This is a genomic window from Agaribacillus sp. DX54 (assembly GCF_056858335.1).
This window is the reverse complement of the sequence record NZ_JBXEQE010000027.1, coordinates 1-12,754: the sequence shown is the minus strand read 5'-3', so window position 1 is coordinate 12,754 and position 12,754 is coordinate 1. Positions and strand designations below refer to the sequence as shown.

The window sequence follows — 12,754 nt, the reverse complement described above, 5'->3', positions numbered from 1 at the left end:
GATTATGGCAGGTGGTAAAAAAGAAACCCCGCGGCAGAGGATGATAGGTATGATGTACCTGGTTCTTACTGCTTTACTCGCTCTCAATGTCAGCCGGAGTGTACTTGAAAAATTCGTTTTTATCAACAGTACACTGGAAAAAACAGTGGTTGAAGGACAAACCAAAAATAACGAAACCCTGGCCAGCATTGAAAAGCAGGTAGAAGATAGCGGAAACAGACCGAAGGATGTTGCGGTCATGAAAAAAGCGCAGGATATTAGAAAAAAAACCGGCGAAGTGCTTTCTCAACTGGAGACCTACAAAGATGAAATTATTAAGGCAACAGGAGGCAGAGATGAAGATGGAAATTTCAATGATGTTGCCAATGAAGAAAAAGTAGCCAATCTTTTACTGAAGGGAAAAGACCCAAAGGCCGATGAAATGAAAGAGCTATTAAATAATTATTCGCTTTATCTTTCTGAGGCTTCAGGATTGAAATTTAGTCCGCTTGCTTTGGATGCCAAGGATAATCCGGTTTTTGCCAAGAATGAAAATCAAAATAAAAAAGATTTTAAAACTGTCACTTTTGCGCAAACACCCATGTCTGCCGCACTGGCCCAAATTAGCCAGTTTGCAGCGCAGGTAGTTAATAATGAAACGGCGGCACTGACAAAATTAGCCACAGACGTAGGGGCTGCCGATCTTAAATTCGATGACATCAAAGTAATGGTAAGGCCTGAGTCCAAAGTTGTAGCGGCGGGCGCCAAATATAAGGCTGAAATGTTCATAGCAGCTTCTTCTTCAGCCGTAACACCTACCATGAAAAAAGATGGAAATGACATTAAAGTGGAAAACGGTATGGGGATTGTGGAATTTACTGCTTCCCCGGGAAAATACGATAAAGAAGGTTTGGCTAAAAAAACATATAAAGGAGAAATCACCATTACCAAACCTGGTGGAGGTGATACCACCTATGTGGCAGAAGTTGAATATTTTGTGGCCAAACCCGTTATCCAAATCCAGTCCGCTTCAGTCCAGGCTTTGTACTTAGGTTGTGGTAACGAGTTACAGGTAAATGTTCCTGCACTGGGAACTTCTTATAATCCTAACTTCAGCATAACAGGTGGAAAGCACTATAAAGGAAAAAACCGGGGTGAAGTAACGATCGTACCTAATGCTAAAGAAGTCAGAATGACGGTAAGTAGTGGTGGAAACAGAATCGGAACAGAGAAATTTAAAGTGAAGCCCGTACCAAAGCCTACTGCCGAACTATTTAACAAGGGTAAGCCGGTGAACCAAAAAGTCGGGGAAAAGATTTCCAATATGAGAAGTCTTAAAATCCAAGCGGTTGCCGAAGAAGGCTTCTCCACACTTTTGCCGAAAGATGCGCGTTATAGAGTTACAAAATGGACAATTACTTTGGCAAGGGGACCAAGGGCAGTGGGTTCGCCTATGAACGCTAGCAATCAGGAAGTAAACCTGACCAATTTGATGAGAAATGCAAAACCTGGTGACAGGTTGTCAATAGAAGTTAAGACTGTTAAGAGGAGAAATTTCAGGGATGATACAGAAAATACTGCGGTAACTAATAAATTTATTACCATTCCTCTTAACTAACATATAAAACACGGTGATATGATAAAAATGAAATGTGCACTATTGATGATCACGTTACTCCTGGCAGGAAGTTTTTCCTACGCCCAGGAACGTGAGTTGACGGTCAATCCGAATTCGGTATATCCCATACTTAATCATGATGTTATGTTTAAGAAACGGGTATGGCGAAGAATGGATTTGAGGGAAAAGCAGAACAGGCCGTTCTTTGCTTTCAACAATGAAATTACCAAAATCATCATAGAGGCGGTACAGGCAGGGATTTTACATCCTTATGCCAATGACTCTTTGAAAACCAGGATGTCAAAGGAACAATTCCTTGAGAACCTCAAAATGCCGGATTTAGGCGGTGGATTGACGGAAGAGGAAAAAGCTTTGGGCTTTGGTGATGATGATGGCTGGGGAGATGAAGGAGATGACGGCTGGGGCGACGATGAAGGTGGCGATGACTGGGGCAACGAAGAGGCGGCCGATGCTTCTTCAAAACCTTCGGATTACTTCTTCCCCAATGAAGTTTCCATTTTAGAGTTAATGGAAGATGTGATTTTTGACAAAAGAAGATCCAGATTATACTATGATATTCAGGCTGTGACCTTGATCATTCCGGCGTCAACCTTCGCATCCACCACCGGGTTGCAGAAGCAGATTGGAACTTTCAAATACATTGATCTGGTAGCCTTATTCAGAAGTATGCCCGAAGAAGCTATTTGGTTTAATCCTCAAAATAGTGCAGAACACAAAAATCTGGCCGATGCCTTTACTTTAAGGTTATTTAGCGCCAGAATGACTAAGATAGCCAATCCGGAAAATCTGGAAATTGTAGATATCTACAACAGAAGTCCGCGAGAGGGTATTATGGCTTCCCAGCATCTCGAGCATAAGCTGATGGAAATGGAGCATAATTTATGGGATTATTAAGGTGAATAATTTAGCTAGAGATATTTATTGAGGAGGTGTTTTCACCTCCTTTTTTTATGAAAGCGAAAATGAAATAGAAAGATTTGCGGTGCGTATTTTTCATTTTCATTTTCATTTTTATTTTAATTCTCATCCAATCTAATTACTTTTGACTGGCAAATAACATGATAAAGATTATTTGCTATGCATACCGACCCTTCTAAACTGCTTTACGAAGCCCTTACCTATGATGATGTACTGCTACTTCCGGGATACTCCGAAGTGCTTCCAAGAGACACGGAAACCAGTACCCGGCTTACCAGAAATATCAGGTTAAACATTCCTTTTGTTTCGGCGGCCATGGATACCGTTACCGAATACCAACTGGCGATTTCAATGGCCCTGGAGGGTGGACTCGGCTTTATCCATAAAAATATGCCCATCGAGCAGCAGGCTAACCAGATCAGGAAGGTGAAAAGGTCTCAGAGCGGGATGATTCTTGATCCCGTAACACTGGATATTAACTCCACTGTAAAAGATGCTGTGGACATTATGCGGGAATATAAAATAGGGGGTATACCGGTCATCGATCAGAACAATAAACTGGCGGGAATTATTACCAACCGTGATCTTAGGTTCCACAAGGATTTATCTTCTCCGGTGGTCGATATTATGACCAGGGATAACCTGATCACTGCAGATGAGGGTATCGATTTGAACCAGGCCGAGGATATCCTTCAGGAATACAAAATTGAAAAGCTGCCTATTGTCAATAAGAATGGCGAATTAAGTGGCCTGATCACCTATAAAGATATCCTGAAAAACATGGACCGCCCCAATGCCTGTAAGGACGAATACGGACGGTTGAGAGTGGGCGCTGCGGTAGGGGTAACCGAGGATATACTGGAAAGGATCGAAATGCTTATCAATGTGGGGGTGGATGTCATTAGCATTGACACGGCTCATGGACATTCCAAAGGAGTGATTGATACTTGCCGGCGTGTAAAATCAAAATACCCCGACCTGGAATTGATAGTCGGGAATATAGCTACCCCTGAAGCAGCCAAAGCACTGGCAGATGCGGGGGCAGACGCTGTAAAAGTGGGTGTTGGTCCGGGCAGTATATGTACAACCCGGGTCATTGCAGGTGTGGGTGTGCCTCAACTGACGGCTGTTTACGAATCCTCCAAAGCGCTGGAAGGCTCAGGTGTTACTGTTATCGCCGATGGCGGGATCAGGTTTTCGGGTGATGTGGTAAAAGCGATCGCTGCCGGAGGGTCCAGTGTGATGATTGGTTCCATGTTGGCAGGTACTGAAGAGGCGCCGGGCCAGGTGATTATTTACGAGGGGCGTAAGTTTAAAACATACAGGGGCATGGGATCGCTGGAAGCCATGGGCGAAGGCTCTAAAGACCGGTACTTTCAGGATGCGGAAGATGACATCAAGAAACTGGTGCCCGAAGGTATCGTGGGCAGGGTTCCCTTTAAGGGGTTGGTATCGGAAGTATTGTATCAACTGGTCGGAGGTCTGCGGGCCGGCATGGGGTATTGCGGGGCATCTGATATCGAGGCGTTGAAAAAAGCAAAATTTGTAAAAGTTACAGCCGCGGGAGCCAGAGAAAGTCATCCCCACGATGTTTATATTACCAGGGAGGCACCTAATTACAGCCGTAAATAATTCAAAATCATGGTGGACTACTTTTGAATTATGATTATACCCTATAAAAAATTATATTTTGTAAATTGGCGACTTACATTTGGGTCGCTTTTTTTTAATGCTTTCAAACAAACATATCGTAAGGATTAGCGTAATTGTTGCCGTAATTAGTTGGTTGTTTTTGCTAATTCTGGATTTATTCATCCTCTTTGAAATTTCTAACAGCATGAATGTTGGAATTCATCGTGAGGTATCCGCATTTTTGCTGGACTTGTTCTTCATATCTTTGTTTGTCTTTTACAAGATAAGGATCGAGAGGGCCGAAAGCATCAATTTTATAGATCTGCTGTGGCGGGTATTCGTTACAGGATTGCTGGCGACCATTGTGTCATTTGCTATCCGTTTTTTTTATCTGATGGTAGGGTCCTCAAATCTCGCTGAAAACCCTTACCTGATTAACTTTTTTTACCACATAAACCTTGGGTTAATATCTGCTTTCATCATATCGACCCTGGTTGTTTGGAAAAGATTAATCCTTTATCAGAAAACAAAAAAACTGCTCATACTTTGGCAGATATTTGAATATTCGCTGCTTTGCTCCATCTTGCTAAACTTCTTTGGCATTGAGGTTTTAGGTGATCTTGCTTACAACATCATTTTACTGACACTGTTGCTTTTAGGAGTAATATTGTCTGTTAACCTGAAATGGGTGGCTTACCTGAACTTCAAACAAAAATGGAAGAGTATCCTGCTGATCATCCTGGTCATACTTTATCTCGTTTATTTTTTTATAAATCTGCGGACCTACAGTGAAGATAACGGCCCCGTGATTATTACCGATTTGCTGGATAATGTTTTTGTGCGCGCACTATTTGGCTTCATTTTGACCTACTGTATCTTTTCATTGCTGGTGATCCTGTTTAACCTGCCCACATCGTCGGTATTTGAGCAGAAATTTGAAGATGTCATTAACTTTCAAAGACTAAGCCAATCTATACAGGGAGGCAAAAACGAGGAACAGGTTCTGGAAATACTTCTCGACAGTTCTTCCAGTGCTGTTTTGGCAGGTGCCGGTTGGATAGAAATTTTTAAAAATAATAGTGAGAATAAATATTTAAGAACCGATAACCTGGCCATAAAAGATATCAGGAGGATCAAAGAGGCTATCCGTAAAAGCAAAATTAAAAACCTCCTGGAAACGGAAATTTACAGCATTGGCAACGTCAACAAGCTTACGGCCAGTATTAAAGATACAAAATTCAGGTCTTCGCTGTTGGTTCCCCTTATTGTACAAAAAAGTCAAATCGGCATTATGGCTTTGTTGAAAGACGTAAATGATGGTTTCAACAAAGAGATCATCGATATCATCCGGACTTTTGCCAACCAGGCCTGTATTTCTATCGAAAATTTCCGCTTGTTGGGAGAAGCCATCGAAAACGAAAGGTACAAAGAGGAATTAAAGATCGCTAAGAAGGTTCAAAAAAGCCTGCTACCCAGCAATCTCATCAGCAACGCATGTTTTGACATCAGCGGATTTTCAGTCTCAGCCGATGAAGTGGGTGGGGACTATTATGACACATACCCGTTGAGTGATCATAAATATGTATTGATAATCGGTGACGTGTCCGGCAAAGGTACCAGTGCCGCGTTTAACATGTCGCAAATGAAAGGTGTATTCTACAGCCTGGTTCAGCTCGACCTGTCGTCCAAGGAATTTTTGATCCACGCTAACAATGCCCTGAGCAAGTGCCTGGAGAAAACTTCGTTTATCACCTTGTCTTTTTACATCGTTAATACAAAAGAGAAAACCATTGAGTTTTCAAGGGCGGGCCATTGTCCTACATTATATTATAACCATAGGAAGGGCTATGCTGACTTTTTTGAAAATAAAGGCCTTGGATTAGGTATTTTAAGAAACGATAATTATAAAAAATATGTGGAAGTCAATCACATCGACTATGGGAACGGCGATATAATGATGTTATATACTGACGGGATCACTGAGGCTAGAAATGAACTGGAAGAAGAGTTTGGTTATGAAAGACTTAAAACATTCCTGGATGATCATGCTTCCATGGATCCATATTCGATTCAAAGGGATCTTTTAGAAACTTTGTATACATTTGTAGGTGGTAAATCCCGTTATGACGATTATTCTGCCTTAATTATCAAATTTAAATAATTGTTGTAAAGAACACTTATGTTAATATTACGTTAATAACTCATGATAGATATTTCTAACAAAACCGAGGAGGACTTTTTGATTATCAAGCTGGAGGGAGAAGTTGATGCTAGTTCTTCGATACACTTAGATAAAGCCCTTCGCAAGGCAATCGAACAGAATTTTAAAAAGATTTTGATTGACTGTAATAATTTAAGTTACATTTCTTCTGCAGGTCTTGGGGTATTTATGTCTTATATTCAGGATTTCCAATCTCAGAATATTAACTTGGTGCTATTTGGTCTTAGTGACAAGGTGAAAAACGTGTTTGAAATTCTTGGATTAGATCAACTGCTTAAAATTTCAAAAAATTTGGAAGACGCTAAGTCATTATGCTAATGAAGTATAATTTTAAGGCACCTTGTAGCAAGAAAAAGCTAAGAGCAATCAGGAATTTTATAGGTAAAAACCTGAAAAAGCATAATCTTGATGATATAGAGATTAATATGATTGTTCTGGCGGTGGATGAAGTTTGTGCTAACCTGATTATACATTCTCATGATTGTGATCCTAATGAGTCTCTTGAATTAAATATGAATATTGACGCCAAGCACCAAGGGGTCACTTTCGAGATCATTGACCGGGGAGAAGGGTTTAATATTTTGAATTATAAAGAACCATCTTTGGATGATATTGTAAGAAATAAGAAAAAGGGGGGACTAGGGTTGATGTTGGTAAAAAGGATCATGGATCATATCGAGTTTAAATCATCCCCCAAGAAAAACGTCTGTAAGCTGTACAAAAAATTTGAAAACCACTGAATTTAATTATCATTAATCAGCATAATAAGTCGAGAATCAGCCAGTATGCCTGTATATTAATAGGTACTCATTAAAAAAATCACTAAAATTGTAGCGCTTTTATTCATTATTGCTTTCAATGGAAAAGGTAACAAAACTAGTTTTTTTAATCGTCCTGATCACTTCGTGCCAATCTACCAAAAATCCAACCCGCGGTCATGACTTCCTTTTCAAAGTTGGGGAAACACCCGTTACTTCAGAAGAGTTTTTATATGTATACAATAAAAATAATTTCAAAAAAGACAGCATATTTGACAGAAAGGATGTAGAAGAATACCTGGGGCTTTTCATCAATTTTAAACTGAAAGTGAAAGAGGCCCTGGCGCTGGACATGGACAAGGAGGCGTCTTTTAAAACCGAACTTGAAGGATACAGAAAGCAATTGGCCAAACCCTATCTTACCGAAAGCAAAGTAACTGAACAGTTGGTTCAGGAGGCCTACGACCGGATGAAGTATGAAATCGATGCCTCGCACATATTGTTGCGGCTGAATCAGTCGGCTGAACCTGAGGATACACTCAAAGCATATGACAGCATATTGAAGATCAGAGACAGGATCTTGCAGGGTGAGTCGTTTACATCAGTAGCCGAAGAAGTTTCCGAGGATCGATCAACCGGAAAAAATGGTGGCAGGCTTGGCTATTTCTCAGCATTGCGTATGGTTTATCCTTTTGAAAATGCAGCCTATACTACGGAAGTAGGAAATGTGTCCGAGCCGTTTAGAACAAGGTTTGGCTATCACATCCTGCTCGTCAATGATAAAAGACCGTCAAGAGGCAAAGTGAAACCGTCACATATCATGATCAGGAGCAATGAGGGCATGCCTGAGGATGTCAGGCGAGAAAACGAGAAAAAGATCAATAGGATTTATGAGCGTTTAATGGCAGGGGAAGCATGGCATTCTTTGTGTAGCCAGTTTTCACAGGATTTGTCATCGGCAAAAAAGGGAGGACAGTTACCATGGATAGGCACCGGAAACGTTGACCCGGCCTTTGAAGATGCGGCTTTTAGTCTGCAAAATCCCGGAGACATTTCAAAACCTGTACTTTCCCCTTATGGCTGGCATATCATCAGGCTTGAAGAAAAAAAGGGTATAGAACCATTTGAGAAATTGGCGGGGCCGTTGAAAGAAAAGATTGAAAGAGATAGCAGGGCAAACCTGAATAAAAAGATTTTAATCAGCCGGCTGAAGAAAGAAAATGAATATGTGGCTTATGAGGATAATGTGGACAAAGTTATTGCATTAGCAGACAACAGCCTGTTGTCAGGTAAATGGCAAATAGCCGAAGACCATCCCTTGGCTCCTGAAACCCTGTTTACCATCGAAGGTAATGTGATACAGGTTGATAGCTTTTTTCATTTTCTGGGTGAAAAACAGCGCCCCCGGAGTAGTACTTCACCGGAAACACTGATGAGGGACTACTTAAGACAATTTGAAGAGCAGACTTTGGTGGCCTTTGAAGAAGCCCATCTGGCCGATAAATATGAAGATTACCGGATGTTATTGAAAGAATATTACGAGGGGATCCTGTTATTCGAACTGATGGATCGAAAAGTCTGGTCTAAAGCCATGAAAGACTCCATGGGACTTACCGGTTTTTTTGACAAGCACAGGGAAATGTATGTATGGAAAGAAAGGGCTGAAGCCATAGTGGTCGATGCTGCTGCAAAAGACATACTGGAAGAAATAAGCGCCTTAAAAATAAATTCCAAGTTTGCAGTAAACACTATATCTTTATCCGATGATAATTCGGGAGGCAGCCATATATATGAGGAGGTCGATGGGTTAGTCAACCATCTGATGGCAGGTATGGGCGAAGAGATTCTAATTCAGTTTGCTCCGGGCAACGATAAAGGTGTGGCAAGCATTAAAGAATATATGATGGGCAAAGGTGTCATGAATGATCAAATAACTTTGCAAGAGACGGATCAACATGAGCAGATCACCGCCAAACTGCTGTCTTCTCAGGCGAAAAATCTGGAGAAACGGTTCAATACCAACGATGCCCTTGCCGTACAAATAAAGGAAGGCACTTTTGAAAAAGGTGAAAATGAAATATTGAATAAAGTAAACTGGGGGATTGGGGATTTTCCAATTTTTGAATCAGATGGTCGTTATTACCGGGTGATTATCCGGGATATACTGCCTGCTGCACCAAAGGAGTTAGATGAGATCAAAGGAGTCGTAATTTCCGACTACCAGAACTATTTGGAGAAAGAATGGATTAATGAATTGAAAGTAAAGTATCCGGTAAAAATTAACAACATTGCATTTGAAAAGGTCATTGAAAAGCTTCAAAAAAGCTAGGTTTTGCTTGATCCTGCTGGGGTATTTTTGCTTTAGCGGATGTGACTGGTTTAAATTTAAACAGGACTCGGAGTTCCAAAATACTACAGAAAAACCTGTTGCCAGGGTGTATAACAAATTTCTGTATCCCAGGGATTTAGAAGGGGTGATAGGTAAAAATATGTCCCAACGGGACAGTGCCAAACGGGTCAATAATTATGTCAAAAACTGGTTTAAAAAACAATTGATTATTGCCCGGGCAGAAAGTGAACTGGCGCTTGACCAGTCAGAAATTGAGAGAAAAATCCTGGATTACCGCTACGCCATACTGGCGCATGAATTCAAAAAAGAGTATGTGAATAATCATTTGGATACGCTTATTTCGGACAGTGAAATCGCGAGTTATTATGAGCGTAAAAAAGATAATTTTGTACTTAAACAGAATATTTTTAAAGGTGCCTTTGTCAAATTACCTGTAAATGCACCCAAAATACGCAGGTTCAGAAAGCTTTTTCGGGCTGAAAAACCTGAAGATAAGGAAGAATTGAGATCTTATTGTGTCCAATTTGCGTTAAACTATTCATTAGAAGAAGATGCGTGGCTGAATTTTGATGAGATAATTATTAATTCACCTTTAATGTCTATTCCCAATAAGGTACAGTTTCTAAGGAATAACAGCCACTATGAAGCAAAGGATGAAGATGGTATCTATTTTTTAAAAATAAATAGCTACAAAATATCGGATGAAATCTCTCCCATGGAGTTTGTGGAAGACCAAATCCGAAATATAATTTTGCACAAAAGAAAAGTTGAATTGATCGATAAGCTGGAGGAAGATATTTATAGTAAAGCAAATGAGAGTAATGAAATCGAAATATTTAATCAATAGATATTTATTGGGCAGTTGTTTGGTTTTTTTATTGGCTGTAAATCCTGTTTTCAGCCAAAACGGGGATTTGCAGGTGATTGATAAAATCATCGCAAAAATAGACAATTACATAGTGTTAAAGTCTGAGTTGGAAAATGCCTACTATGATTATTTATCAAGTGGGCAGTCGACACCCCCCGATTTAAGATGCCGAATCCTGGAGAGCCTAATTACCAACAAACTGTTGGTTGCAAAAGCTGAAATAGACTCCGTGGTGGTAGCTGATGAGGAGGTAGACGGCAATTTGGAAAGAAAACTTCAATACTTTATTTCTCAGATAGGCTCTGAGGAAAGGATTGAGCAGTATTATGGTAAAACCATTGAACAGTTTCGTGATGAACTAAGGGAAAGGGAGAAGGAACAGATGATCATCCAGAAAATGCAAACGATGATTTCCGAGGATGTTTCTGTAACACCGGCCGAAGTAAAAGACTTTTTTGAGTCTATTCCCAGTGATAGCTTGCCGTTTTTTTCTAAAGAGGTGACAGTGGGACAAATCGTTAAAATTCCCACATTGAGTGAAGCGCAAAAAGATAAATCCAAGCAGGAATTGCTGGGCTTGAGAAACAGGATATTGTCGGGTGAAGATTTTGGTACACTGGCCAGGAAATATTCACAGGAACCGGCGGCTAAGAATAGTGGTGGCGATTTAGGTTATCAGCCACGCGGGGTTATGGATCCGAAATTTGAAGCGGCTGCGTTGAGTTTGAAACCCGGCGATATTTCCATGCCCTTTGAAAGTTCATTTGGCATTCATATCGTCCAGTTGTTGGATAGAAGAGGCAATCTGTATCACTCGAGACATATCATTCTTATTCCGGAAACCACTTCTGAGGATATAGAGCGAACCATTCAGGAGATGGATAGCTTAAGAACGCTGATAAAGAATGATAGCATTACCTTTGAGAAGGCTGCTACGGAGCATTCGGAAGATAAGGGTACTTCTTCAAGTGGTGGTTATTTTCTTGACAGCAATGGGTCTAATAGCGTTTCCGTAAAAGAACTGGACCCTACTGTTTATTTCACCATAGATACGATGAGTATAGGATCCATAACTAAACCATTGACTTATAAAAGAGCCGATGGCAAGCAGGCGGTTAGGATTTTGTATTACAAAGACAGCAAAAGGCCCCATCAGGCCAACCTTAAGGATGATTACCAAAAGCTTTATCATGCCAAGTTAAATCAAAAAAGAAACAGAGTGATCGCCGAATGGTTTGACCAGGCAAAAGGGGAGGTTTTTATTAACATCGATGAGGAATATAATTCATGCGATATACTCAAATAATCACTTAATTGGAGGAAAGAGAAATTAAACAAATAGTATAATGAAAGCATATAGTTCCGACGTAGAGGCAGCAAACGCCTTGTTTGAAGGCTACCAGAAATTAAAAACTGAAATATCAAAGGTTGTCATAGGCCAGGATGAGGTGGTTAAGTTATTGTTGACCTCAATTTTTTGTCAGGGACATTCTCTGCTTGTCGGTGTGCCGGGCCTGGCGAAAACATTGTTAATTCACACCATATCATCGGCTGTAAACCTTAGCTTCAGCCGTATTCAGTTTACGCCTGACCTGATGCCTTCTGACATTTTGGGTGCTGAAACTTTAGATAAAGAACGTAATTTTAAGTTTATCAAAGGGCCGATTTTTGCTAATATTATTCTGGCTGATGAGATCAACAGAACACCCCCCAAGACCCAGGCGGCCTTGTTGGAGTCGATGCAGGAATACAAGGTTACTATTGCCGGAGAAGACTACGAACTTCCACGGCCCTTTTTTGTATTGGCGACACAAAATCCGATTGAGCAGGAGGGTACTTACCCGCTTCCGGAAGCCCAGTTAGACAGGTTTATGTTTAATATTTTACTGGATTATCCTACCTATGAGTCTGAAATTGATATTGTTAAAAGCACTACCAGCAGTGAAGTTAACGAGATCGATGAGGTAGTTTCAGGAGAGGAGATTGTCGGTTATCAACATTTGGTTAGAAAAGTCCCTGTTGCCGATAACGTAGTTGAGTACGCAGTGGGACTTGTTCATAAAACCAGGCCGTTAACAGAAATTGCACACGAGTACAGCAATAACTATCTGGAGTGGGGCGCAGGCCCACGGGCATCACAATACCTTATTATCGCCGCTAAATGTAACGCTCTTTTAAATGCCAAGTATTCTCCTGATATCGAGGACGTGCGGGCAGTGGCCAAACCCATCCTGAGGCACCGCATCGTAAGGAATTTTAAGGCAGAAGCCGAAGGAATAACCGTGGATGACATTATTGAAAAGTTGTTGTAGTTTTCGGTTGCTGTAAAAGTATGGTGCAAGCGTCTCGTGGCTGTTGTACAACCCGAGCATTAGCTGTATTTTTATTT

The 12,754-nt window shown here is 40.8% G+C and carries 10 protein-coding genes; all 10 read left to right on the top strand.

The annotated features are described in order from the left end of the window. Nucleotides 1-4 precede the first annotated feature (4 nt). The 10 genes from porM to AC04NP_RS22720 all read left to right on the top strand — a co-directional run bounded on the left by porM (nucleotide 5) and on the right by AC04NP_RS22720 (nucleotide 12,677). Entirely contained in the window at nucleotides 5-1,597 is a 1,593-nt protein-coding gene (gene porM / locus AC04NP_RS22765; RefSeq protein WP_482862262.1) for a type IX secretion system motor protein PorM/GldM, read from the top strand. Nucleotides 1,598-1,615: 18 nt separating this feature from the next. Beyond that, nucleotides 1,616-2,512 (top strand): type IX secretion system ring subunit PorN/GldN, encoded by an 897-nt coding sequence (porN, locus tag AC04NP_RS22760; RefSeq protein WP_482862261.1) that lies wholly within the window; start codon nucleotides 1,616-1,618, stop codon nucleotides 2,510-2,512. 183 nt (nucleotides 2,513-2,695) lie between these two features. After that, a complete protein-coding gene (gene guaB, locus AC04NP_RS22755; protein ID WP_482862260.1) occupies nucleotides 2,696-4,168 on the top strand; it encodes an IMP dehydrogenase in 1,473 nt (490 codons plus the stop codon). A gap of 205 nt (nucleotides 4,169-4,373) precedes the next feature. Continuing rightward, the gene (locus AC04NP_RS22750; protein WP_482862259.1) at nucleotides 4,374-6,329 is read left to right on the top strand and encodes a GAF domain-containing SpoIIE family protein phosphatase; all 1,956 of its coding nucleotides are present in this window, start codon (nucleotides 4,374-4,376) and stop codon (nucleotides 6,327-6,329) included. Between the two features lie 42 nt (nucleotides 6,330-6,371). After that, entirely contained in the window at nucleotides 6,372-6,707 is a 336-nt protein-coding gene (locus tag AC04NP_RS22745) for an STAS domain-containing protein (RefSeq protein WP_482862258.1), read from the top strand. Continuing rightward, nucleotides 6,707-7,129 carry an ATP-binding protein gene (locus AC04NP_RS22740; RefSeq protein ID WP_482862257.1) on the top strand — a complete coding sequence of 141 codons (423 nt, stop codon included), beginning with the start codon at nucleotides 6,707-6,709 and terminating at the stop codon, nucleotides 7,127-7,129. Before AC04NP_RS22745 ends, AC04NP_RS22740 begins: the two co-directional genes overlap by 1 nt. A gap of 118 nt (nucleotides 7,130-7,247) precedes the next feature. Then, nucleotides 7,248-9,476, top strand: a complete 2,229-nt coding sequence (locus tag AC04NP_RS22735) for a peptidylprolyl isomerase (RefSeq protein WP_482862255.1) — start codon at nucleotides 7,248-7,250, stop codon at nucleotides 9,474-9,476. Then, nucleotides 9,442-10,344 carry a peptidyl-prolyl cis-trans isomerase gene (locus AC04NP_RS22730; protein ID WP_482862254.1) on the top strand — a complete coding sequence of 301 codons (903 nt, stop codon included), beginning with the start codon at nucleotides 9,442-9,444 and terminating at the stop codon, nucleotides 10,342-10,344. Before AC04NP_RS22735 ends, AC04NP_RS22730 begins: the two co-directional genes overlap by 35 nt. Next, complete coding sequence (locus tag AC04NP_RS22725) at nucleotides 10,319-11,671, top strand: peptidylprolyl isomerase (RefSeq protein WP_482862253.1); 1,353 nt, start codon at nucleotides 10,319-10,321, stop codon at nucleotides 11,669-11,671. The genes AC04NP_RS22730 and AC04NP_RS22725 overlap by 26 nt, the downstream gene beginning before the upstream one ends. A 40-nt stretch (nucleotides 11,672-11,711) precedes the next feature. After that, entirely contained in the window at nucleotides 11,712-12,677 is a 966-nt protein-coding gene (locus AC04NP_RS22720) for an AAA family ATPase (RefSeq protein ID WP_482862252.1), read from the top strand. Nucleotides 12,678-12,754 lie beyond the last annotated feature (77 nt).

Excerpts from the sequence above, each read along its gene's own strand:
- guaB (WP_482862260.1), top strand. The coding sequence starts at position 2,696 with ATGCATACCGACCCTTCTAAACTGCTTTACGAAGCCCTTACCTATGAT.
- AC04NP_RS22740 (WP_482862257.1), top strand. The coding sequence starts at position 6,707 with ATGAAGTATAATTTTAAGGCACCTTGTAGCAAGAAAAAGCTAAGAGCA.
- porN (WP_482862261.1), top strand. The coding sequence starts at position 1,616 with ATGATAAAAATGAAATGTGCACTATTGATGATCACGTTACTCCTGGCA.
- AC04NP_RS22725 (WP_482862253.1), top strand. The coding sequence starts at position 10,319 with ATGAAATCGAAATATTTAATCAATAGATATTTATTGGGCAGTTGTTTG.
- AC04NP_RS22720 (WP_482862252.1), top strand. The coding sequence starts at position 11,712 with ATGAAAGCATATAGTTCCGACGTAGAGGCAGCAAACGCCTTGTTTGAA.
- AC04NP_RS22750 (WP_482862259.1), top strand. The coding sequence starts at position 4,374 with ATGAATGTTGGAATTCATCGTGAGGTATCCGCATTTTTGCTGGACTTG.
- AC04NP_RS22745 (WP_482862258.1), top strand. The coding sequence starts at position 6,372 with ATGATAGATATTTCTAACAAAACCGAGGAGGACTTTTTGATTATCAAG.
- AC04NP_RS22735 (WP_482862255.1), top strand. The coding sequence starts at position 7,248 with ATGGAAAAGGTAACAAAACTAGTTTTTTTAATCGTCCTGATCACTTCG.
- porM (WP_482862262.1), top strand. The coding sequence starts at position 5 with ATGGCAGGTGGTAAAAAAGAAACCCCGCGGCAGAGGATGATAGGTATG.